General features: G+C 65.1%; 15 protein-coding genes, 1 other RNA gene and 1 pseudogene. 4 read left to right on the forward strand and 13 right to left on the reverse strand.

Annotation, left to right across the window (positions count from 1 at the left end; genetic code table 11):
* Positions 1-11 precede the first annotated feature (11 nt).
* The gene (leuS, locus tag D6C00_RS04355; RefSeq protein ID WP_125180475.1) at positions 12-2,636 is read right to left on the reverse strand and encodes a leucine--tRNA ligase; all 2,625 of its coding nucleotides are present in this window, start codon (positions 2,634-2,636) and stop codon (positions 12-14) included.
* Positions 2,637-3,046: 410 nt separating this feature from the next.
* Here leuS and D6C00_RS15695 point away from each other — a divergent pair, with 410 nt between their 5' ends.
* Positions 3,047-3,379: a zinc ribbon-containing protein gene (locus D6C00_RS15695; RefSeq protein WP_206609504.1), complete on the forward strand. Its 333-nt coding sequence runs from the start codon at positions 3,047-3,049 to the stop codon at positions 3,377-3,379.
* 156 nt (positions 3,380-3,535) lie between these two features.
* On the opposite strand, the gene D6C00_RS04365 is transcribed toward D6C00_RS15695, so the two are convergent.
* The 11 genes and pseudogenes from D6C00_RS04365 to gnd form a co-directional block, all read right to left on the reverse strand.
* Positions 3,536-4,573 (reverse strand): GDP-D-glucose phosphorylase 1 family protein, encoded by a 1,038-nt coding sequence (locus tag D6C00_RS04365; protein WP_125180476.1) that lies wholly within the window; start codon positions 4,571-4,573, stop codon positions 3,536-3,538.
* The gene (lnt, locus tag D6C00_RS04370; RefSeq protein ID WP_241546792.1) at positions 4,570-6,141 is read right to left on the reverse strand and encodes an apolipoprotein N-acyltransferase; all 1,572 of its coding nucleotides are present in this window, start codon (positions 6,139-6,141) and stop codon (positions 4,570-4,572) included. The genes D6C00_RS04365 and lnt overlap by 4 nt, the downstream gene beginning before the upstream one ends.
* The gene (locus tag D6C00_RS04375; protein WP_125180477.1) at positions 6,138-7,016 is read right to left on the reverse strand and encodes an HlyC/CorC family transporter; all 879 of its coding nucleotides are present in this window, start codon (positions 7,014-7,016) and stop codon (positions 6,138-6,140) included. Before D6C00_RS04375 ends, lnt begins: the two co-directional genes overlap by 4 nt.
* Before the next feature lie 235 nt (positions 7,017-7,251).
* Positions 7,252-7,704 carry an rRNA maturation RNase YbeY gene (ybeY, locus tag D6C00_RS04380; RefSeq protein ID WP_125182364.1) on the reverse strand — a complete coding sequence of 151 codons (453 nt, stop codon included), beginning with the start codon at positions 7,702-7,704 and terminating at the stop codon, positions 7,252-7,254.
* 26 nt (positions 7,705-7,730) lie between these two features.
* The gene (locus tag D6C00_RS04385) at positions 7,731-8,714 is read right to left on the reverse strand and encodes a PhoH family protein (RefSeq protein WP_125180478.1); all 984 of its coding nucleotides are present in this window, start codon (positions 8,712-8,714) and stop codon (positions 7,731-7,733) included.
* Between the two features lie 36 nt (positions 8,715-8,750).
* A complete protein-coding gene (gene miaB / locus D6C00_RS04390; RefSeq protein WP_125180479.1) occupies positions 8,751-10,118 on the reverse strand; it encodes a tRNA (N6-isopentenyl adenosine(37)-C2)-methylthiotransferase MiaB in 1,368 nt (455 codons plus the stop codon).
* Between the two features lie 129 nt (positions 10,119-10,247).
* Positions 10,248-10,595, reverse strand: an RNA gene (rnpB, locus tag D6C00_RS04395) — RNase P RNA component class A.
* Between the two features lie 14 nt (positions 10,596-10,609).
* Positions 10,610-11,116 (reverse strand): hypothetical protein, encoded by a 507-nt coding sequence (locus tag D6C00_RS04400; protein WP_125180480.1) that lies wholly within the window; start codon positions 11,114-11,116, stop codon positions 10,610-10,612.
* Positions 11,117-11,152: 36 nt separating this feature from the next.
* Positions 11,153-12,797: pseudogene (pgi, locus tag D6C00_RS04405) on the reverse strand (glucose-6-phosphate isomerase).
* Between the two features lie 300 nt (positions 12,798-13,097).
* A complete protein-coding gene (gene zwf, locus D6C00_RS04410) occupies positions 13,098-14,579 on the reverse strand; it encodes a glucose-6-phosphate dehydrogenase (protein ID WP_125180481.1) in 1,482 nt (493 codons plus the stop codon).
* Positions 14,580-14,853: 274 nt separating this feature from the next.
* Entirely contained in the window at positions 14,854-15,762 is a 909-nt protein-coding gene (gene gnd, locus D6C00_RS04415) for a phosphogluconate dehydrogenase (NAD(+)-dependent, decarboxylating) (protein ID WP_125180482.1), read from the reverse strand.
* A 109-nt stretch (positions 15,763-15,871) separates the two neighbouring features.
* Here gnd and glgA point away from each other — a divergent pair, with 109 nt between their 5' ends.
* The 3 genes from glgA (at position 15,872) to D6C00_RS04430 (ending at position 21,796) form a co-directional block, all read left to right on the forward strand.
* A complete protein-coding gene (gene glgA / locus D6C00_RS04420) occupies positions 15,872-17,323 on the forward strand; it encodes a glycogen synthase GlgA (protein WP_125180483.1) in 1,452 nt (483 codons plus the stop codon).
* A gap of 343 nt (positions 17,324-17,666) precedes the next feature.
* Positions 17,667-20,474, forward strand: coding sequence for a phosphoenolpyruvate carboxylase (gene ppc, locus D6C00_RS04425; protein WP_125180484.1), 2,808 nt, complete (start codon positions 17,667-17,669; stop codon positions 20,472-20,474).
* A 173-nt stretch (positions 20,475-20,647) separates the two neighbouring features.
* Positions 20,648-21,796: a coiled-coil domain-containing protein gene (locus tag D6C00_RS04430; protein WP_125180485.1), complete on the forward strand. Its 1,149-nt coding sequence runs from the start codon at positions 20,648-20,650 to the stop codon at positions 21,794-21,796.
* Between the two features lie 188 nt (positions 21,797-21,984).
* On the opposite strand, the gene dcd is transcribed toward D6C00_RS04430, so the two are convergent.
* Positions 21,985-22,551, reverse strand: a complete 567-nt coding sequence (dcd, locus tag D6C00_RS04435; protein WP_125180486.1) for a dCTP deaminase — start codon at positions 22,549-22,551, stop codon at positions 21,985-21,987.
* Positions 22,552-22,846 lie beyond the last annotated feature (295 nt).

Consider the following 22,846-nt stretch of genomic DNA (forward strand, 5'->3'; position numbering starts at 1 on the left):
TCATTCTTCACTCAGACAACAATATTCACCAGCTTCCCGGGCACCACGATGGTCTTGCGGATCGGCTTGCCCTCGGTGAAACGCTGGACGTTGGCATCGTTGTGCGCCGCGGCCTCGATACTGCTCCTGTCGGCATCGGCCGGCACCTGGATGCGGGCGCGCACCTTGCCATTGACCTGCACCACCAGCTCGAGGCTGTCCTGCACCAGGGCCTGCGGGTCATGGTGGGGCCAGGGAGCGGCGAGGATGTCTTCCGCCTCGCTGCTGCGCACTTGCGGCCACAGCACATGGCAGATATGCGGCACCACGGGGGCGAGCAGACGCAACAGCATGTCCATGGCCTCGAACTGCAGGGCCAGGTCGGCGGGCGTCTCGCTGCGGGCATCGATCTCGCCCAGGTTGTTGACCAGCTTCATGCAGGCGGCCACCACGGTGTTGAACTGGTAGCGCGCATAGTCGCGCGTGGCCTGTTCCACCGCCTGGTGGACGGCCGTGCGCCGCTGCTGGCGTTCGTTGTCCAGACTGCTCCAGTCAAAACCGGCCAGGAAGCCGCGGCGTCTGTCGGGCGTGTCGTACTGCGCCAGGCGGAAGACCGGCCGCATGCCCAGCGCCCACAGCCGCCTGAGAAAGCGATGGGCGCCGGCCACACCTTCGTCGGACCATTCCAGCGACTGTTCGGGCGGGGCGGCGAACAGGGTGAACAGACGCACCGTATCGGCACCGAAGCGGTCGATCAGCGACTGGGGATCCACGCCGTTGTTCTTGGATTTGGACATCTTCTCGATGCCGCCGATCCGTACCGGCTCGCCGTCACCGGCCAGGCGCGCGCCGGTCACCTTGCCCTTGCTGTCACGTTCGACCTCGACTTCGGCCGGATTGAAGAAACGCTTCCGCCCTTCCTCCTCGCGGTAATAGGTCTCGGCCACCACCATGCCCTGGGTCAGCAGCCGCTTGAAAGGCTCGTCGGAGGAGATCAGACCGGCGTCACGCATCAGCTTGTGATAGAAGCGCGAATAGAGCAGGTGCAGGATGGCGTGCTCGATGCCGCCGATGTACTGATCCACCGGCAGCCAGTAGTCGGCGCGCGCATCCAGCATGGCCTGGTCGTTGTCGGGGCAGGCGTAGCGGGCGTAGTACCAGGACGACTCCATGAAGGTGTCGAAGGTGTCGGTCTCGCGCTCGGCCTCGCCGCCGCACTTCGGGCAGCGGGTGCGCGACCACTCCGGCAGCTTCTTCAGCGGCGAGCCGCTGCCGTCGAATTCGATCTGCTCCGGCAGCACCACCGGCAACTGGTCCTCGGGCACCGGCACCGCGCCGCAGTCGGGACAGTTGATGATGGGGATGGGGCAGCCCCAGTAACGCTGGCGTGACACGCCCCAGTCGCGCAACCGGTAGTTGACCGTGCGCCGGCCGCGGCCCTGCGCCTCGATGTAGTCGGCGATGGCGTTGAAGGCCTGGTCGAAGTCCAGGCCGTCGAACTGTCCCGAGTCACGCAGCACACCCTTTTCGGTATAGGCCGCTTCGCTGACATCGGCCTGTGAGCCGTCGGCGGGATGGATGACCTGTCTGATGGCCAGTCCGTACTTGCGGGCGAACTCATAATCGCGCTGGTCGTGCGCCGGCACCGCCATCACCGCGCCGGAGCCGTAGCCCATGAGTACGAAATTGGCGACCCACACGGGGACCGGTTCGCCGGTCACCGGATGCAACGCCTCCAAGCCGGTGGCCACACCCTTCTTCTCCATGGTCTCCAGTGCGGCCTCGGAGGTCTCGGTATGGCGGCATTCCTCGATGAAGGCGGCCAGCTCGGGGTTGTCCCTGGCGGCGCGCGCGGCCAGCGGGTGTTCGGCGGCCAGGGCCACGTAGGTCACGCCCATCAGGGTGTCGGGGCGGGTGGTGTAGACGCTCAGCCGTTCATCCGAACCGCTGATGTCGAACTCCAGCTCCAGGCCCTCGGAGCGGCCGATCCAGTTGCGCTGCATGGTGCGCACCGCCTCCGGCCAGTCCTCGAGCCGGTCGATCTCATTCAGCAGTTCGTCGGCATAGTCGGTGATGCGCATGAACCACTGCGGGATGTCACGCCGCTCGACCAGGGCGCCGGAGCGCCAGCCGCGGCCGTCGATGACCTGCTCGTTGGCCAGCACGGTCTGGTCGACCGGGTCCCAGTTGACCGTGGCCATCTTCTTGTACACCAGGCCCTTCTCGTAGAGCTTCGTGAACAGCCACTGCTCCCAGCGGTAGTACTCGGGCCGGCAGGTGGCCAGCTCGCGCGACCAGTCGTAGCCGAAGCCCAGGCGCTTGAGCTGCTCGCGCATGTAGTCGATGTTCTCGTAGGTCCAGGCCGCCGGCGGCACCTTGTTCTGCATGGCGGCATTCTCGGCCGGCAGGCCGAAGGCGTCCCAGCCCATGGGCTGGAGGACGTTCCTGCCCTGCATCCGCTGATAGCGGGCGATCACGTCACCGAGGGTGTAGTTGCGCACATGCCCCATGTGCAGGCGGCCGCTGGGGTAGGGAAACATGGACAGGCAATAGAATTTCTCCCGCGCGGGGTCCTCGACGACCCGGAAGCTGTCGTGGGTTTCCCAGTACTGTTGCGCGTCGGCCTCGATCCGCCCGGGTTTGTAGTCTTCGTCCATTGCCTTCCTGAAAATCCTGCATCAATCGAATGGCCGCAAAGGATACCTGATCCGTGGCAGCTCTTCACCTGACCGGAAATCTGTTCCAAACTAGGGTCAGCACCGAATGGCACTTACATAAACCGGCTTCCGGTCTATCCGTCATTCCCGCCTTCGCGGGAATGACGCGGCTGAAGTAAGTGTCATTCGGGTCAATCCCTGTTGATACGGAGCAAACCCGACATGTCAGATTCCCAGCCATCCGGCCCTGGCGAAAAGCTGGTCCAGGCCTACCACCGCATGATGGACCGGGTTCAGGCCGCCATCGACGAGGCCGAGGAACACGCCATCCCCACCCTGGAGCAGAACCTGGAACGGGCCAAGGAACGGGCAATCGAACTGCGAACTGACCCGCGGAGGAGGCCGAACGGGTGGCCGCCTACCTCAGGCGCGACATGGAGGATGCGGCCAGCTACCTGGAACAGACCGGCAACGAGTTCGGCGCCTGGCTGAAGTTCGACATCGGCCAGGTCGAGCGCCGGCTGTTCGAGAAGATGCTCACCGTGGCCGACCGCACCCGCATCGAGCTGGCCGAGTTCGAGGCCCGCATGCACGAGGCCCAGACCTACCACACCGGCGAGATCACCGGCCCCGGCGTGCTGCGTTGTGAGGAATGCGGCGAGGAGCTGCACTTCAGCGAGCCGGGGCACATCCCGCCCTGCCCCAAGTGCCACGCCACCAGCTTCGTCCGCGCGAAGCAGTAACCCAACAGCACGTAGGTCGGGTTAGCCCTGACAGGGCGTAACCCGACGCCAGCCGCAACGGCCCGCCGCCTGTCGGATTCCGCTGCGCTGATCCGACCTGCGCAATTCAACGCATGAAAAGGCCGTGGGCCGGGATAAGGACCTGCGGGTACGGATTCACTCCGGCCGTACCCGCTCCAGCTCCTGGCGCAGCGCAACCGCGTCCAGCCGCTCGAAATCCTGGTGATTGGAGACAATGAATCCGCCGGCGAGCTCGAACCAGGTCAGGCCGCTGCTCCAGACCGGCACCTCCACCGTACCCTGCTTGCGACGCGGAAACAGGTAACTGCCGCCGGGGGTGAACAGGGCGTTGTAGGGCTGCTCGTCGGCGTGCAGCCCAGCCATGCAGTCCCAGCTTTCCTCGCGCCGCTCGAAATGGAATACGCGGGCCGGATAGTCCGTGTCGCCGCCATGGTGCGACCAGTCTGCATGCATCACCGGCATGCCGGCCGGCTCGACGAAGCCCTGCACATGCAGATGATTGACCGAGGCATAGGCGCCATAGCTGTTGTAGCCGAACAGCATCCCGGGGATGCGTTCGCCCAGATCCGCGGCCAGATCCCAGACATAGTCATGATCCTCGCGGGTGAGGAACTGCGGCTTGCCGGCGTCGCGGTCCAGCACCCACAGGCCGTGCAGGGGCGCGAAGGGGTATTTGTTGTAGTACAGATCCATGCGCCGGCCCAGCAACTCGCCCGACCAGAAGCATTCCTTCTGCATGAAGGGCTTGTTGAAATTGAAGGCGCGGGAATTGAACGGCGAGATGATCTCCTTGGGCACCTCGCTGGTGATGCGCCGGGGCCGGAAGGAGCGCAGATGATTGAACTGCAGCCGCCAGGGCCCTTCATCGCGGAAGCGCGTCAGCTGCAGCCCCTCAAAGCCGATCAGTGCCATTTTGAGGAACACCAGCAGGTCCTCCTCGATCTGCTCTCCGTCACGCCCGGTGGCGAAGCGTTCGCGCAGTTCGTCATGCAGCTGCTCGAAACGCTGTCTCAGGGACGTTTCCAGCTCGGCGTACAGGTCGGGATCGAAGGTGGCATTGGCCAGCACCAGGATGAAGGGCCCCAGGCCTTCCTGCTGCAGGAGCTGTTTCAGCCCAGCGGTGAAGGCATCGGCGAAGGCGTCGCGGCCATTGAGAAAATCGGCTGTGGTCATTGTTCCGGCTTGTACCTGTACCGGACAGCATACCCGAGCAGCAGCATGCCGGCGACCAGCAGCAGCACGGGCAGATCACCGCGCTGCACGTAGGGGGTGGCCCCTTCCCGCGGCTGGACCCGGGCGCGTACCACGGCAACCTCGAACTGGGGACCGCGCGCGCGCAGTCCGCCGCGGTGATCGATCACGGCCGAGATGCCGGTATTGGTCGCGCGCAGCAGTTCGCGACCGGTCTCCAGGGCCCGCATGCGTGCCATCTGCAGGTGCTGGTGGGGAGCGAGCGAGTCACCGAACCAGGCATCGTTGCTGACATTGACCAGCAGCCGCGCCTCCGGCAGGGCCGCGATCAGTTCGGCGCCGAAGATGACCTCGTAGCAGATCGAAACCCCCACCGGATGCCCCCGGACCTGCAGCAGGGTCTGGTCCGCCGTCCCGGCGCTGAAATCGGCCACCGGCAGGGGCATGACCTGCAGCAGGGTGCCCAGCCAGTCACGCAGCGGCAGGTATTCCCCGAAGGGCACCAGGTGGCGCTTGAAATAGAAGCTATCCTCACCGCCCACGCGCATCACGGCGTTGTAGTAGGCCCAGTGCTCACGGTCCAGCACCGGGATCCCGACCAGCAGCTCGCTGCCGGCCTGGCGGGTCTCGCGGCGCAGCTGGCGCAGGAAGCCGTCCTCGATCTGGTGATAGAAGGCCGGGATGGCGGTTTCGGGCCAGATCACCAGGTCCACCTGCCGCTCGGGATCGCCCCATTCCTGGCGGCTCAATCCAAGATAGCGTGCCAGGGTCGCCCGCTGCCAGGCCTCCTGCCACTTGCGGTCCTGGGCAATGTTGCCCTGGATCAGGCTGACCTCGAGCGCAGCCCCGGTCGGACGGGTCCAGTCCTGACGCTGCAGCAACGCCCCACCGAGCCACAGCGTCATGACCAGAAACAGCAGCCCGACGCGCAGGCCATTCCGACGGATGCGGATGCCGGCCGCCAGCGCGCCGGCGGTCAGCAGCAGCAGCAGACCCACACCGTACACGCCCAGTACCGGGGCGAAGCCCGCCAGCGGCGAATCCAGCTGGGTATAACCGGCCAGCAGCCAGGGGAAGCCGGTGAACAGCCAGCCGCGCAGCCATTCCGCCAGCACCCAGGCCGCCGGCGCGGCCAGCAGGTAGCGCGGCCAGCCGGCCGTCGGTGCCAGACGCACCGTCAGCCAGGCGGCAAGCGCCGGGAACAGGGCGAGGAAGGCGACCAGCAGGGCGGCGACCAGCAGGGCGGCGGCCAGGGGTGTGCCGCCGAACTCGTGGATACTGATGTGGACCCAGCTGACCCCGAGCCCGAACCATCCGAGTCCGAACAGATAGCCCAGTCCCAGGGCCCGGCGGGGACGTCGCTCCGGCAGCAGGACCAGCAACAGGGCCGGCAGAATGATGGCCAGGACGGAAACATCGAACGGGGCAAAGGCCAGCGGCAGACCCGCCCCGGCGGCCAGTGCCAGCAGCGAACCCAGCCAAGGCGGCAGCATGCCCGGGGCGGGTGCGGCCGGACGCGCGGCTGCGCCCCCCGGTTCAGCCGGGCTCATGCCCCGCCCGGTCCCGGGATGGCCGGGGCGGGTTCGTCTTCCCGGATATCCAGGGCCAGCAGGTGGATGCGCCGGTTGTCGGCGCGGGTGACCTTGAACACGAAGCGTCCCAGCGCCACCGACTCGCCGCGCTTGGGCAGGTGGCCGAATTCGCGGGCGACCAGACCGCCGACGGTATCGAACTCCTCATCGCTGAAGTCGGTACCGAAATACTCGTTGAAATCCTCGATCGGGGTCAGGGCCTTGACCATGTAACTGGTCTCGGAACGCTGCAGGATGTAGACCCCTTCCTCGATGTCGTGCTCGTCAGCGATCTCACCCACGATCTGCTCCAGCACGTCCTCGATGGTGACCATGCCGGCCACCCCGCCGTACTCGTCCACCACCACGGCGATGTGGTTGCGGCTGAGCCGGAACTCCTTCAGCAGTACATTGAGGCGCTTGCTTTCGGGGATGAAGACCACGGGGCGCATGTTGTCGCGGATACTGAGCGCCTCCTGCGGCTGGATGCGGTAACGCAGCAGGTCCTTGGCCAGCAGGATGCCGACCACCTCGTCGCGGTTCTCGCCGATGACGGGGAAACGGGAGTGGCCGGAATCGATGATGGTGGGCAGGATCTCCTCCAGCGAGGCATCGCGGCGCACCACCACCATCTGCGCCCGCGGGATCATGATGTCGCGCACCTGCATCTCGGACACCTGCAGGATGCTCTCGATCATGGCCAGGGCATCGGCATCCAGCAGATTGCGCGCCTGGGCGTCGCGCAGCAGCTCCACCAGCTGCTCACGGTCTTTCGGTTCCCCCAGCAGCACCTGGCTGATGCGCTCGAACCAGTTGCGCTGGGTGGAACCGTTGCTCGATCGGTCTTCGCTCATTGTCGTTTCAGGTCAGGGAACACATGACAGTTCATCTGCGGAAATAAACTGTGATCTGATCCCTGAAATCAAGAGCGCCACGGAATACACGGAATACACTGAAAGTAAAAATATCAGGTCAGCCTGGGTTGTCCCGGACCGCCTCCATGCCAACGGATGCACGGGAGCTTACCGAGTGGAGCATAAAATAAATTTTCCGTGCTTTCCGTGTATTCCGTGGCGCTCTTGATCTTGATTATCCCTCTCCATACGGATCGGGATAGCCTAAGCGGCGCAGGATGTCGGTTTCAAGACTTTCCATCTCCACCGCCTGCGCAGGCTCCAGATGGTCGTAGCCCTGCAGATGCAGCATGCCGTGCACCACCATATGGGCCCAGTGGGCCTCGGCGGTCTTGTCCTGTTCGGCGGCCTCGCGCGCCACCACCGGGGCACAGATCACCAGATCGCCCAGCAGCGGCAGTTCCAGGCCGGGCAGATCCCCGGCGTCGACCGGGAAAGACAGCACATTGGTCGGTCCCGACTTGCCGCGATAGGTCCGGTTCAGCCCGGCGCTCTCGGCTTCATCGACGAGGCGCAGAGTCAGCTCCGCGCCAGCCTCGCCGCGCCAGGCAGCCTCAGCCCAGCGCTGGAAGTCGACCGCGGACGGCACATCGCCGGCGCCGGTCTCGATCTGCAGGTCCAGCGCCAGGGCCGGTTGCGGGACTTCGGCCGCGCTCACGCGCCCTCTCCGCCCGTCGGGTCCTGGCGGGCATAGGCGGCGACAATGCGCTGCACCAGCGGGTGACGCACCACGTCGCGGGCGTTGAAGAAGGTGAAGCTCACACCCTCGACCTCCTTGAGCACATCGACCACGTGCCGCAGCCCGGAGACGGTGCCGCGCGGCAGGTCCACCTGGGTGACGTCGCCCGTGACCACGGCGGTGGAGCCGAAGCCGATACGGGTGAGGAACATCTTCATCTGTTCCACCGTGGTGTTCTGGGCCTCGTCCAGGATGATGAAGGATTCGTTGAGGGTGCGCCCGCGCATGAAGGCCAGCGGGGCGACCTCGATGACCTGGCGCTCGATCAGTTTGCCCACCTTGTCGAAGCCCAGCATCTCGTACAGGGCGTCGTAGAGCGGGCGCAGGTAGGGATCGACCTTCTGCGCCATGTCGCCCGGCAGAAAACCCAACCGCTCGCCGGCCTCCACCGCCGGGCGCACCAGGATCAGGCGCCGCACCTGTTCCTGCTCCAGCGCTGCCACGGCGCTGGCCACGGCCAGATAAGTCTTGCCGGTGCCGGCCGGGCCGATGCCGAAGCTCAGATCATGATCGCGGATGCTGGCCAGGTACTGGCGCTGATTCGGCCCGCGCCCCTGAATATTCCCGCTGCGGGTACGGATGCGCACCTCGGCGCCCTGCGTCTCCTCGGACTCGATCTGGAGCTCGGCGTTGGCCTGCTGCAGGGCCAGGTGCACCTCGGCCGGGGTCAGCATCCGGTCCGCGGCCTCATCATAGAGGTGGCGCAGCACATCGCCGGCCACCTCGGGGGCATTGCCCTCGCCGATGACATGGAACTGGTTGCCGCGGTTGTTGATCTCCACGCCCAGACGGCGCTCGATCTGACGCAGGTGCTGATCGAACTGGCCGCACAGGCTGGCCAGCCGCTCGTTGTCGGGCGGCTCCAGCAGGAAATCACAGGCTGTGGGTTTCTGAGTCAAAACGGTCGCTGGGGGATGACAGGCTGGTGCGGTGGATTAGATCCAGTTGGCGACACCGGCGGCCGGCGCGGTATCGGCCAGCTCGACGAACTCGCCGCGCAGGGAGTTGGGCAGCGCCTCGGTGATGCGGACGTTGACGAAGCGGCCGACGAGATCGGCCGGCCCGGCGAAGTTCACCACCCGGTTGTTCTCGGTGCGCCCGGCCAGCTGCGCCGGGTCCTTGCGCGAGGGACCCTCGACCAGGATGCGCTGGCGGTTTCCCACCATGTCGCGGCTGATCTGCGCTGCCTTCTCGCTGATGCGCTGCTGCAGGCGGGCCAGGCGGGCCTTCTTGATGGCCATGTCGACATCGTCGGGCAGGGAAGCCGCCGGCGTGCCGGGACGCGCGCTGTAGATGAAGCTGAAGGAGTGGTCGAAACCGACGTCCTCGATCAGCTGCATGGTGGCCTCGAAGTCGGCCTCGGTCTCGCCCGGGAAGCCGATGATGAAATCCGAGGACAGGCTGATGTCCGGACGCGCCTCGCGCAACCGGCGGATGATCGCCTTGTACTCCACCGCCGTGTGCTTGCGCTTCATCTGCGCCAGGATGCGATCCGAACCGCTCTGCACCGGCAGATGTAGGTGGCTGACCAGCTCCGGCACCTCGGCATAGGCCTGGATCAGGCTGTCGCTCATTTCCAGCGGATGTGAAGTGGTGTAGCGGATGCGCTCGATACCGTCGACCGCGGCCACGTAGCTGATCAGCAGGGCCAGATCGGCGATCTCGCCGTCGTGCATGGGCCCGCGGTAGGCATTGACGTTCTGGCCCAGCAGGTTGACCTCGCGCACGCCCTGGGCGGCCAGCGCGGCGACCTCGGCGATGACGTCGTCGAAGGGCCGGCTGACCTCCTCGCCGCGGGTATAGGGCACCACGCAGAAGCTGCAGTACTTGCTGCAACCCTCCATGATGGAGACAAAGGCGGTCGGGCCTTCGGCGCGCGGCTCGGGCAGGCGGTCGAACTTCTCGATCTCGGGGAAGGAGATGTCCACCACCGGGGCGCGCTCACGGCGCACAGTGTTGAGCATCTCCGGCAGGCGATGCAGGGTCTGGGGTCCGAACACCAGGTCCACGTAAGGGGCGCGCTCGCGCAGGGCCTCGCCCTCCTGGCTGGCGACACAGCCGCCCACGCCGATCACCAGCTCCGGCCGCGCGGCCTTCCAGTCCTTCCAGTGCCCGAGCTGGGAGAAGACCTTCTCCTGCGCCTTCTCGCGGATGGAGCAGGTGTTGAGCAGCAGCACGTCGGCCTCCTCGGCCCGTTCGGTCGGCACCAGGCCATGGGAGGCCGCCAGCACGTCGGCGATGCGCGCCGAGTCGTACTCGTTCATCTGGCAACCCATGGTGCGGATGTAGACTTTGCCGGCCATAAACACTCAACGTAAATGGGTAAAAATTGACCGTCATTGCGAGCCGCTTCAGCGGCGTGGCAATCTCGTAATGCGGCAGTCCGGACGAGATTGCCGCGTCACTTCGTTCCTCGCAATGACGGGCGAATCAATACGAGCCGGCCTGTAAGCCGGGTTCTGTCGGGGACAGTCATTCATCTGGGACAGCCGTCACCGGCTGCCTCGAGCGACCTACCCGGAGGCGATGCGGGCCGCATCCTGGCCTCCCTATTTGGTCTTGCTCCGGGTGGGGTTTACCCTGCCGCGGCGTGTTGCCACCCGCGCGGTGCGCCCTTACCGCACCTTTTCACCCTTGCCTGTGCCCGTGGGCCATCGGCGGTATGTTTTCTGTGGCACTTTCCGTAGGCTCGCGCCTCCCAGGCGTTACCTGGCACCCTGCCCTGTGGAGCCCGGACTTTCCTCGAGGGTCGCAACCCCCGCGACTGTCCGGCCGACTCGAACCGCGAAGTATATCATTTTTTGCGGGGACCGGACCGGCCGCCGCCGCGCTGGTAGGTCAGCCGGCCGATCAGGCGGTTGAGCAGGTTGTCGCGGCTGAGAAAGCCCAGCGCCGGGGCTCGGCGGATACCCATCTGCCGGCGCAGCTGGCGCAGACCCGGGTGGGCGCGGTCGGCGCGCAGGCCGCGGACGATGGCCTCACAGGCCTGCTTGCGGTGCTGCAGGCGCAGCTCGGCCTTGGCCAGGTATTCATGGACATCGCCATTGTGCTGTTCGGCCCTGGCGGCGGCCCGGCACAGGTTCAGGCCGCTGGTGTCGTTGAGCAGTACCCGGGCGTAACCGCGGGCAGCGGTGTAGAGGCTGCTGTAGACATCGTTCGGGGCGGTCTGTTCGTCGGCCGCTTCGAAGCAGGCGGCCGCGGCGGTCACATCCCCCGCGGCCAGGTGGCTGCAGCCCTGCACATAGTCCGGGTGCAGCCGGACCCCTCCATGCACCGCTGACCAGGGATCTTCCGGATTCATACGCCCCCCTTGTTCCGCCCCCGCGTGGCTGTCTTTTTATGACGATAACTGCTTGTAATAATTAATCAAGCCATTGGTGGATGCATCGTGCCCGGTCACGCTCCCGGCGCTGTCCAGCTCCGGCAGGATGGCCCGGGCCAGCTGCTTGCCCAGTTCCACGCCCCACTGATCGAAGGAATTGATATTCCAGATGATGCCCTGAACGAAGATCTTGTGCTCGTAGAGCGCGATCAGACAGCCCAGGGTACGGGGATCGAGCCGGCGGTAGAGCAGCGAATTCGTCGGCCGGTTGCCGGGAAAGACCTTGTGCGGCAGCAGCTCGTCCAGCGCCGCGCCGGTCATCCCCCCGGTCTCCAGTTCGGCGCGGGCCCTCGGCCTCGCTGCGCCCGCGCATCAGGGCCTCGGTCTGGGCGAAGAAATTCGACAGCAGGATGCGGTGGTGCTCACCCAGCGGGTTCACCGATTCGGCGGCGGCCAGGAAGTCGGCCGGGATCAGCCGGGTGCCCTGGTGGATGAGCTGGTAGAAGGCATGCTGACCGTTGGTGCCCGGCTCGCCCCAGATCACCGGCCCGGTGGGATGGTCCACGGGCTCACCGGCACGATTGACCCGCTTGCCGTTGCTCTCCATGTCACCCTGCTGGAAATAGGCCGGGAAACGGTGCAGGTACTGGTCATAGGGCAGGATGGCGTGGGTCCCGGCGCCGAAGAAATTGATGTACCAGATCCCGAGCAGGCCCAGGATCACCGGCAGGTTGGCCTCCAGCGGGGCGCTGCGGAAGTGCTCGTCCATGGCATGGGCGCCGTCGAGCAGTTCCTCGAACCGCTCCATGCCGATGGCGAGCGCGATGGGCAGACCGATGGCCGACCACAGCGAATAGCGCCCGCCGACCCAGTCCCAGAACTCGAACATGTGCCGGGTATCGATGCCGAACTCGCGTACCTTCTCCGCGTTGGTAGAGACTGCCACGAAGTGATTGGCCACCGCGGCCTCGTCGCCGAGCTGTTCGACCAGCCAGGCGCGCGCGGTACGGGCATTGGTCAAAGTCTCCTGGGTGGTGAAGGTCTTGGAGGCGATCACGAACAGGGTGGTCTCGGGGCGCAGGGTCCTGAGCGTCTCGGCGATGTGGCTGCCGTCGATGTTGGAGACGAAATGCACCCGCGGCCCCTCCCGGCACCAGGGTTTGAGCGCCTCGGTGACCATCAGCGGACCCAGGTCGGAGCCGCCGATGCCGATGTTGACCACATCGCGGACGGGCTCGCCGGTGTGTCCTCGCCAGTCACCGCCGCGCACCGCCCCGGTGAAGGCGCGCATGCGTTCGAGCACGGCGTTGATCGCGGGCATGACGTCCGCTCCGTCGACCTCGATGGGCCGGTTGGAGCGGTTGCGCAGCGCGATATGCAGCACCGCCCGGTCTTCGGTCACGTTGATGCGCTCGCCTGCGAACATGCGTTCGATCCAGCCGGACAGGTCACGCTCGCGCGCCAACTGCAGCAGCAGTCTCAGGGTCTCCTCGGTGATACGGTTCTTCGAGAAGTCCAGCAGGATATCCTCGAAGCGCAGGGAAAATTTCCCGAAGCGCTGCGGGTCGCTGTCAAAGGCCTCGCGCATCTGAAAGTCGCGCATTGCCTCATAATGCGCGCTCAGCGCCTGCCAGGCTGGGGAGCGGGTAAGTTCGGTCATAACTTCTCAGGCCCTGATCAACACTGCCACGGAACATCCAGACTGACTCGTCATTGCGAGGCGCAAAGCGCCGCGGCACAAGCGAGCTTGCGAGCGCAGAACGCCCGCAGGGCGGCCCCGAAGGGGTGAGCTTAGCGAATAATCTCTGACGGTATACCTCTGCATTACGAGATTGCCACGCTGCTCCCATAGAATCCCTCCGGGCTTCATCATGGGTACCCTACCCCCCGGGTCTGGGCATCGCAATGACGAGTGTTGTCGACCCTATCGGGCATTTCCATACCAGGCCGCAAGATCATTTCAGCCATCCGTATCCAGCGTATTGCGCCAGTCCTGGTCCTCGCGCAGGAACAGCCGGTTGGCCTCGGGCGGTCCCCAGGAGCCGGCGGGATAAGTATGGATGTAGTCGCGCTCCATGGCCCAGACCTTGAGCAGGGAATCGACCACCCGCCAGGCCCACTGCACCTCGTCGTAACGCAGGAACAGGGAACTGTCACCCTCCATCACGTCCAGCAGCAGGGCCTCGTAGGCGTCGATGCCGGCCTCGCCGATGCCGCAACTGGCGGCATCCAGGCGCTGGGTCTGGGCGCGCAGTTCCAGTCCGGGCTGCTTGACCTGCAGCTCCAGGCGCAGGCAATCGTTGGGCTGGATGTTCATCAGCAGCCAGTTGGGTTCCAGCCGATCGATGTGGGTCTCACGGAACAGCTGCTGCGGCGGGTGCTTGAAACGGATGCTGATCATTGAGTTGTTCTCGGCCAGGCGTTTGCCGGTACGCAGGTAGAAAGGCACGTTGCGCCAGCGCCAGTTGTCGATGAACAGCCGCAGGGCGCAGTAGGTCTCGGTGCTGCTGTCAGCCGGCACGCCCGCCTCTTCCAGATAGCCGGGCACCTTCCTGTCGCCCACCGTACCCGGACCGTACTGGGCACGAAAGGCATGGGCATGCACCGCGCTCTGCGCAATGGGACGGATGGAACGCAGCACCTTGACCTTCTCGTCGTGCAGGGAATCCGCGTCCAGGCTCGCCGGCGGCTCCATCGCCACCAGGGTCAGCATCTGCAGCAGGTGACTCTGCACCATGTCGCGCAAAGCGCCGGCGGAATCATAATAGCCGGCGCGCTGCTCGATGCCGCGCGACTCGGCGTGGGTGATCTGCACATGGTCGATGTAGTTGCGGTTCCACAGCGGCTCCAGCATCAGGTTGGCGAAGCGGAACACCAGGATGTTCTGAATGGTGCTTTTTCCCAGGTAATGATCGATGCGGTAGAGCTGGCTCTCGGCCCAGTCCCGGTGCAGCCGCCGGTCCAGGATCTCGGCGCTCTCCAGGTCCGAGCCGAAGGGCTTCTCGATCACCACCCGGCGCCAGCCGTCGGCCTCCTCGTTGAGCCCCACAGCGGCCAGTTCGTGGCTGACCACACCGAAATCCGCCGGGCTGATGGCCATATAGAAGGCGATATTGCCCGGATAGCGGCCGTCGCTTTCCAGTTGCTCCTTGAGCCCGGCGTAGATGGAAGCATCGTTGAGGTCGCCCTGAAAGAAATCCAGCCGCTCACTGAAACGGGCAAACAGCTCCGCATCCAGCCCGCCGCGGGCGCGTGACTCCAGGTCCTGCTGCACCACCCGGCGCCAGCCCGCATCGTCCCAGTCACGCCGGCCCACCCCGAGCACGCGCATGCCCGCGGGCAGACGGCCCGCCTGCTCCAGGTGATACAGCGCCGGCAGCAGCTTGTTCTGCGCCAGGTTGCCGGTGGCGCCGAAGATGACGAAGGTGCAGCTTTCACTCATGTGTGGTCCTGTCGTTCTGGCATTGGCGGCTTCAACGCAGAGGGCGCAGAGGCGCAGAGATTCATCAATGTGCTTTTGAATTTACACCGCGGTCCAGATTATTGGCTACACCATTGAAGAAGCCGTCATCCCCGCGCAGGCGGGGATCCAGTAGCCGCTGCTGTGTATGGATTCCCGCCTGCGCGGGAATGACGCTGAGTAATCATCGGTACATCAATAATCCCTTTGCGTCTCCGTGCCCTTGCGTCCTCTGCGTTGAAGTCGCCGAAGCTTGTCAGGACTTCTCCACAGCATGCCCGCCGAAGGCATTGCGCATCATGGCCAGCAGGCGGTTGGCATAGCCGGTCTCGTCCTGGCTGGCGAAGCGCATGGCCAGGGCCAGGCTGATCACCGGCAGGGCCACGCCCTGGTCGATGGCCTCGACGGCGGTCCAGCGGCCCTCGCCGGAATCGGCCACCACCGGCGCGATATCCGCCAGGTCCTGGTCCTGTTGCAACGCCTCGGCGGTCAGGTCCAGCAACCAGCTGCGCACCACCGAGCCGTGGCGCCAGAGTTCGCCGATCTGCGCCAGGTCCAGGTCGAATTCCGTCTTGCCCTTGAGCAGGGCCAGGCCCTCGGCCAGGGCCTGCATCATGCCGTATTCAATGCCGTTGTGGACCATCTTGGTGAAGTGTCCGGCACCCACCGGACCGACATGGGCCCAGCCGCGGTCCGGTGCCGGGGCCAGTACCTGCAGCGCGGGGGTGAGCAGCTCGATGGCGGCCGCCTCGCCGCCGACCATGAGACAATAGCCGTTGTCCAGGCCCCAGACCCCGCCCGAGGTGCCGGCATCGACGAAGTGGATGCCCTGTTCCGCCAACCGGGCGCCCCGGCGCTGACTGTCATGATAATTGGCATTGCCGCCATCAATAATCACATCGCCCGCCGCCAGCAATGGGTACAATCGTTCCAGGTGGGACTCGGTCACAGCACCGGCGGGAAGCATCAGCCAGACCAGGCGCGGGGCGGCAAGCCGGCTGACGGCATCCTCCGGGGAGTCGGCCGCTATCAGGCCTTCCTCGGCCGCCAGGGCATCGACGACCTCGCGGCTGCGGTTGTAGCCGACCACCTCGATGCCGCCGCGTCGCAGGCGGCGGGCCATGTTGCCGCCCATGCGGCCCAGACCGATCATTGCCAATCGCATAACTGGCGCTCCTTTTGCATCATTCCGGGGACCCGGATTACACAGTGTGGATCAGACCGTGCAGAATGCGGTCGAATCCACCCCGCAAACCACAGACAAGGCCTGCGCAATGAAGATCCTCTTCGCCAGCAGCGAAGTCCACCCCCTGATCAAGACCGGGGGGCTGGCGGACGTTTCCGCCGCCCTGCCCCGGGCGCTGAAGAACCAGCACCAGGACGTGCGTCTGGTGCTGCCCGCCTATCAGAGCGTGACGCAACAGCTGGCCGGGGTCAAAACCCTGGCCCGGATCCAGCCGCCCGGCTGCACGGTTCCGGTGCAACTGCACGAGACCCGGCTGCCGGACAGCCGTCTGCGGGTCTACCTCGTGGACATCCCGGAGTACTTCGACCGCCCCGGCAACCCCTATCTGGGCCCGGACGGACAGGACTGGCCCGACAACGCCCGGCGCTTCCATGCCTTCGCCCGTACCATCGTGGCGCTGGCCATGGATCGCGCCGGGCTGGACTGGCAGCCCGACCTGGTGCACTGCAACGACTGGCAGACGGGTCTGGTACCGGCCCTGCTCAGCCTGGAACCGACGCGGCCGGCGACGGTATTCACCATCCACAACCTGGCCTACCAGGGGCTGTTCGACCGGGAGGCGTTCCGCGATCTGGGCCTGCCCGGGCACTGGTGGTCCATGCATGCCCTGGAATTCCATGATCAGCTCTCCTTCATCAAGGGCGGGCTGGTGTTCGCCGACTGGATCACCACCGTCAGCCCCACCTATGCCACGGAGATCCAGACGCCGGCATTCGGTGGCGGCCTGGAAGCCCTGCTGCAGGTTCGTGCCGACCGGCTGCGCGGCATCCTCAACGGCGTCGATTACCGCATCTGGAGCCCGAACCGGGACCCGCACATCCCGCACCACTACAACAGCCGCTCGCTGGCCGGCAAGGCCGCGGACAAGGCCGCACTGCAGCGCGAATTCGGCCTGCCGCGCAAGCCGCGGGCACCGCTGCTGGCCCACATCGGCCGTCTGGTGGAGCAGAAGGGCGTGGACCTGCTGCTGGCCTGCCTGCCCGGGTTGCTGGAGGCCGGCGCCCAATTGGTGCTGTTGGGCAGCGGTCAGCCGGAACTGGAGACCGAACTGCAGGCCCTGCGGGACAGCTACCCCGACCGGGTCGGTCTGCGCCTGGGCTATGACGAAGCCCTGGCCCACCGCATCGAGGCCGGGGCGGACATCTTCGTCATGCCCTCGCGCTTCGAACCCTGCGGGCTGAACCAGCTCTACAGTCTGCGCTACGGCACCCTGCCGGTGGTGCGCCGCACCGGCGGCCTGGCCGACACCGTGATCGACGCCGACGAAACGGCCTGTGCAGCAGGCACGGCCACCGGTTTCGTGTTCGATGAACCCACGCCGCAGGCCCTGGCCACGGCCCTGGACCGGGCCCTGACCCTGTATCGCCAGCCGCCGGTGTGGAAGCGGCTGGTCCAGACCGCCATGCGCCAGGACTTCAGCTGGAAGCGCAGCGCGGGAGAGTATCTGGAGCTCTACGAGGCCGCCCTGGCCGGGCATTGATCCTGTCCGCCCCTGTCAGCCAGACCCCACTCAGGTATAATGCGCGTTCTTTTGGGCACGAGTACTCCTTCAACATGATATTGATGGGTTCAGAGCTCCCGCGCGACGCTGGGGCAAGGCGCAGCTCGCAGGCAATGGTGAGACCCTTGTCAAGAGCTGCAACGCCGCCCCAGCGCCGCGCGGGAGCTCCCTACGGGCGAGCCGATAAGCGGCCATCTGCTGCGTTGCTTGCCCTTGAGGTAGAATGGCTACCCCGGCGGGCAAGCGCCTTGCACCTGGCCGCTTATCGGCTCGCTGAACCCATCAATATCATGTTGAAGGAGTCTAGACGGCAATGTCGGCCATGATCGATCAACCCCGCGACAAGGAACTCCGCGCCCGGGTGCGCCTGCTGGGCAGCCTGCTCGGCAATGTGCTGCGCGATCAGGAAGGCGGCCAGGTGCTGGACGCGGTGGAGACCCTGCGCAAGGGCTTCATCCGCCTGCGCAAGGTCGACGACCCCAGACTGCGCGAGCGTCTGATGCGCATGATCGACCAGCTCAATCCCGCCATCCTCACCCACGTGGTGCGCGCCTTCAACGTCTACTTCAGCCTGGTCAACATCGCCGAACAGGCCTTCCAGCACCGCCAGCGCCGGCGTGAGGTCAGCAGCGGCAAGCGGCTCTGGCTCGGTTCCTTCGACGACACCCTGCGCCAGTTCCGCGAACAGGGCATCGGCCCCGACCAACTGCAGACCCTGCTCGACCAGACCCTGTACCTGCCCGTGTTCACGGCCCACCCGACCGAATCCAAGCGCCGCACCATCATGGAGGCGCTGCGCCGCATCTTCCTGGTCAGCGAGCAGCTCGACCAGCGCCTGAACCGGGAACAACGTCAGGAGGTGATCCAGGAGCTGGAAAGCCAGATCCAGATTCTGTGGAAGACCGACGAGGTGCGCACCCATCGCCCGCGGGTGGTCGACGAGATCCGTCACGGCCTGTTCTATTTCCGCGAAAGCCTGTTCGAGGCCATCCCGGCGGTCTATCGCAACCTGGAGAAATCCATCCGCCGCACCTACGGCGAGGAGCTGGACGGACAGCCGGTACAGACGCCGACCATCCTGCGCTTCGGTTCCTGGATCGGCGGCGACCGCGACGGCAACCCCTTCGTCAAGCCGGAAACCACCGAGATGGCGCTGCACCTGCACATGCGCGAGGCGGTGATCTGCTACATGCGCCGGCTGGATGCGCTGCGTCACCTGCTCACCCATTCCAGCAACCTGATCACGCCAACGACCGGGTTCAGCGCCGCTCTGGCCGAGGACGTCAAGCACTACGGTGACAGCGCCTTCCGCGATCATCCCCACCGCTTCGAGCACGAACCCTACCGGCGCAAGCTCTACATCATGCGCTACCGGCTGCGCCAGAACCTGATCCTGCTCAATGCCAGACTCGATGACGAGGCCGCGGACTGCCCCGGCAGCGAGGACCGCTACCGGCACGAGCAGGAGCTGCTCGACGATCTGTACCTGATCCGCGACTCGCTGCTCAGCCACGGCGACGCCCGCGTCGCCGACGGCAAGCTGCAGGACCTGATCCGGCTGGTGGAGACCTTCGGCTTCTTCCTGCTGCAGCTCGACATCCGCCAGGAATCGACCCGCCACACCGAGGCCGTGGCCGAGATCCTGCAGGCGGTCGAGGACACCGACTACAACGCCCTGGACGAGGCCGGCCGGCTGCAGTGCCTGGCCGAGCGCATCGCCTCCGGCGAGCCGCCGCGGCTGATGCCGGATTCCTACAGCGAGCCGACCCGCGAAACCCTGGCGGTATTCGACGTCATGCAGCGGATGCAGGACGAGATCAGCCCCAACGCCTTCGGCAACTACGTCATCTCCATGACCCACACGGCCAGTCACGTGATGGAGGTGATGTACCTGGCCTGGCTCAACCGCCTGGCCGGAAGGGACACCGGCGACTGGCACTGCCGCATCCGCATCAGCCCCCTGTTCGAGACCATCGAGGACCTGTCGCATGTCGAGGAGGTGCTGGATGCCCTGCTCAACAATGAAACCTATCGCGCCCTGCTCGCCGCCTCCGGCAACCAGCAGGAGATCATGCTGGGCTACTCCGACTCCTGCAAGGACGGCGGCATCGTCGCCTCCAGCTGGAATCTGTACGAGGCGCAGAAGAAGATCATCCGCATGACCACCGAACTGGGCGTGGACTGCCGGCTGTTCCATGGCCGCGGCGGCACCATCGGCCGCGGCGGCGGCCCCACCCACGAGTCCATCCTGGCCCAGCCGCCGGGCACGGTGCACGGCCAGATCAAGTTCACCGAACAGGGCGAGGTGCTGTCCTACAAATACAGCCAGCTCGAGACCACCGTCTACGAACTGACCATGGGGCTGACCGGCCTGATGAAGGCCAGCCGCTGCGTGGTCCAGGAAGTCCCCCATGATCGCGAGGACTACCTGGGCATCATGGACGCCCTGACCAGGACGGGCGAGGAGGTCTACCGCGAGCTGACCGACCGCACCGAAGGCTTCCTGGACTATTTCTACGAAGTCTGTCCGGTCGACGAGATCGGTCTGCTCAACATCGGCTCCCGGCCCAGCCACCGCAGCAAGGCCAACCGTTCCAAGTCATCGATCCGCGCCATCCCCTGGGTGTTCGGGTGGGCCCAGTCGCGCCATACCCTGCCGGCCTGGTACGGCCTGGGTTCGGCGCTGGAACAGTGGCGCAACAACGACCCCAACCGCCTGGCCAAGCTGCAGACCATGTACCGGGAATGGCCCTACTTCCGCGCCCTGCTCGGCAACATCCAGATGTCGCTGTTCAAGGCCCAGTTCGACATCGCCCGGGAATACACCCGGCTGGCGCACGACCAGGACCAGGCCGCCCGCATCTACGCCACCATCCACGCGGAGTTCCGGCGCACCCTGACCCAGGTGCTCAATATCGCCGACATCAATCTGCTGCTGGAGGAGACCCCGGCCCTGCACCTGTCGCTGAGCCGCCGTGACCCCTACCTGGATCCGCTCAACCACATCCAGGTGACCCTGCTCAAGCGCTACCGGGACGAATCCCTCGGCGAGGCCGACCGCGAGGCCTGGCGCGACCCGCTGCTGCGCTCCATCAACGCCATCGCCGCCGGCATGCGCAACACCGGCTGAACACGACCGCCGGGCCTAAAGTCCGCCTCCGCCCTTCCGATATGTGGAATGTGAGCTACATTTAACATTCCGACACCCAGCACCCGTGTCCGGAGGCGCCTTGGGGCATGGCCCAGCACATCATCCACAAGCAGGGAGTAGTACATCCCACCGCATCCGACTGAGAGCGGATCATGGGAAATCTACTGCTCTGGCTGCTCGGCCTGCTCGAGCTCGCCATCGTCCTGATGGTGATCGCGGGCCTGCTGTACTTCCAGAACCGGCGGCTCCAGCGCGCCCTCGGTGGCGAGGCCGGCCAGGCTGATTCCACCGCCACCGACTGGCATGAATTCCTCCAGGCCCAGATCAACCGCACCCGCACCCGCCTGGCCCAGCTGAGCACCGACGGCGTCAGTTCACCCGCCAGCATCCGGCTGCTGCAGCTGCGCCTGCGGCTGCTGGAGGCCGAGCGCCGGGCCTGGGACCGCAGCACCCCCGAGCACGAGATCTTCTGGGACACCCTGCTCCAGGCCCTGCCCGCACCGCCCGAAGACGAGAGCGCCACCGCCATTGCCGCCCGGGACGAACTGATCCAGTCCCTGCAGGAGCGGGTCGAGCAGTACGACAGCCGGGTCGCGAACCTCGAGACCTTCAAGGGCATGTTCTTCGAACTCAAGCAGAAGCTGAGCGATTCGCAGGAGCTCAACCTGCAGGTCCACGAGGAAATCACCCGCACCATCCCGGTCGAAATGCAATCGCCGGAAATGCAGGACATGCTGGAGCGGCTGCGCGAGGAAAACAGCTCCATGGGCGAGATGCTGGAATACGTGGACAAACAACTGCGCAGCATCATGCTGCAGGCCGGCGTCCCCAACCGCAGCGGCATGCCGCCCCAGACCACGGGCAAGACCAATGCGGACAGCATGTCCAACATGGTCATGCACATCGAAAGCGAAATGGCCCAGGTCCGGGATATCATCGCCGGCCAGAAGTCGCGTATCAACGAGCTGACGCTGCAGATCGATTCGCTGCAGCTCGAACTCAACGACAAGAACCGACTCAAACAGGCATTGCAGCAGCTGGGCAGGAAGAATGCGGACATGAACCAGGCCATGGACCGGCTCGAGCAGGAAAACCGCTTCCTGCAGGAACACATCTCAACCCTGCACAGCCAGGAACTGCTCATTACCGAACAGAACCGGGAAAAACTCAAGGAGTTCGAGAATCAGCTACTGCTGAAGGAAAAGAAGATCAACGAGCTGGAGCGCAGGCACGCTGAAATGGAAGCGCAGTACCTGTCGGTACACAACGAGAACACGACATTGAAGCAGAAATCGGCCTGAAACCGCGGGGACAGCATAGAATGGCGCTGACTCAAAGTACCCGGAGGACATAAACGAAGCGCGGCAATCTCGTACTATAGAATCAACCGGCTGGAGATTGCCGCGTCACTTCATTCCTCGCAATGACGGGTATCTTCCGGCTTAAGTACCGTGGATCGGGTTAACGAAGTGTAACCCGACAATACCGCTCAGGCCCTGGGCAGGGTCACGCCGCGCTGACCCTGGTACTTGCCGCCGCGATCCCTATAGGAGGTCTCGCAGACCTCATCGGACTCCAGGAACAGCACCTGGGCCACACCCTCGTTGGCGTAGATCTTGGCCGGCAGCGGCGTGGTGTTGGAGAACTCCAGCGTGACGTGCCCCTCCCATTCGGGTTCCAGCGGCGTGACGTTGACGATGATGCCGCAGCGGGCATAGGTCGACTTGCCCAGGCAGATGGTCAGCACATTGCGCGGGATACGGAAGTACTCCACCGTACGGGCCAGGGCGAATGAATTGGGCGGGATGATGCAGACGTCGGATGTGACATCGACAAAGCTGTCGGCGGAGAAGTCCTTGGGATCAACGATGGCCGAATTGATATTGGTGAATATCTTGAACTCCTCCGAGCAGCGGATATCGTAACCGTAGCTGGAGGTGCCGTAGGAGATGATGCGCTCGCCGCCATGCTCGCGGATCTGACCGGGCACGAACGGCTCGATCATGCCTTCCTGCTCCGCCATGCGGCGGATCCATCTATCGGATTTAATACTCATGTTGTTTGACTTCTCTTGCGATACGAAAAGACTAACCATAAACAAAGATCAAAAACCCTGAACCGCAAAGGCGCAAAAGGCGCGCAAAGCAAATCAATTCTGCTGGCAGGCCAGTTCCTTCCTCTGGCAGAGGGATTGACTCAGAACGGTCTCCTAAACTCACGACCCTTCGCGCGCCTTCGTCGCCTTTGCGGTTTAAAGCGGTTTTTCTTCGCGTCCTTTGTGGTGAATCCTTGAGGGCCACAAACCGCCCGCACACAAAAAACCGGCCCCAGAGTATACCCTCCGGGGCCGG

Source organism: Thiohalobacter thiocyanaticus, from assembly GCF_003932505.1.
Classification (GTDB): domain Bacteria; phylum Pseudomonadota; class Gammaproteobacteria; order Thiohalobacterales; family Thiohalobacteraceae; genus Thiohalobacter; species Thiohalobacter thiocyanaticus.

Excerpts from the sequence above, each read along its gene's own strand:
- leuS (WP_125180475.1), bottom strand. The coding sequence starts at position 2,636 with ATGGACGAAGACTACAAACCCGGGCGGATCGAGGCCGACGCGCAACAG.
- D6C00_RS04365 (WP_125180476.1), bottom strand. The coding sequence starts at position 4,573 with ATGACCACAGCCGATTTTCTCAATGGCCGCGACGCCTTCGCCGATGCC.
- lnt (WP_241546792.1), bottom strand. The coding sequence starts at position 6,141 with ATGAGCCCGGCTGAACCGGGGGGCGCAGCCGCGCGTCCGGCCGCACCC.
- D6C00_RS04375 (WP_125180477.1), bottom strand. The coding sequence starts at position 7,016 with ATGAGCGAAGACCGATCGAGCAACGGTTCCACCCAGCGCAACTGGTTC.
- miaB (WP_125180479.1), bottom strand. The coding sequence starts at position 10,118 with ATGGCCGGCAAAGTCTACATCCGCACCATGGGTTGCCAGATGAACGAG.
- D6C00_RS04400 (WP_125180480.1), bottom strand. The coding sequence starts at position 11,116 with ATGAATCCGGAAGATCCCTGGTCAGCGGTGCATGGAGGGGTCCGGCTG.
- zwf (WP_125180481.1), bottom strand. The coding sequence starts at position 14,579 with ATGAGTGAAAGCTGCACCTTCGTCATCTTCGGCGCCACCGGCAACCTG.
- gnd (WP_125180482.1), bottom strand. The coding sequence starts at position 15,762 with ATGCGATTGGCAATGATCGGTCTGGGCCGCATGGGCGGCAACATGGCC.
- glgA (WP_125180483.1), top strand. The coding sequence starts at position 15,872 with ATGAAGATCCTCTTCGCCAGCAGCGAAGTCCACCCCCTGATCAAGACC.
- ppc (WP_125180484.1), top strand. The coding sequence starts at position 17,667 with ATGATCGATCAACCCCGCGACAAGGAACTCCGCGCCCGGGTGCGCCTG.
- D6C00_RS04430 (WP_125180485.1), top strand. The coding sequence starts at position 20,648 with ATGGGAAATCTACTGCTCTGGCTGCTCGGCCTGCTCGAGCTCGCCATC.
- dcd (WP_125180486.1), bottom strand. The coding sequence starts at position 22,551 with ATGAGTATTAAATCCGATAGATGGATCCGCCGCATGGCGGAGCAGGAA.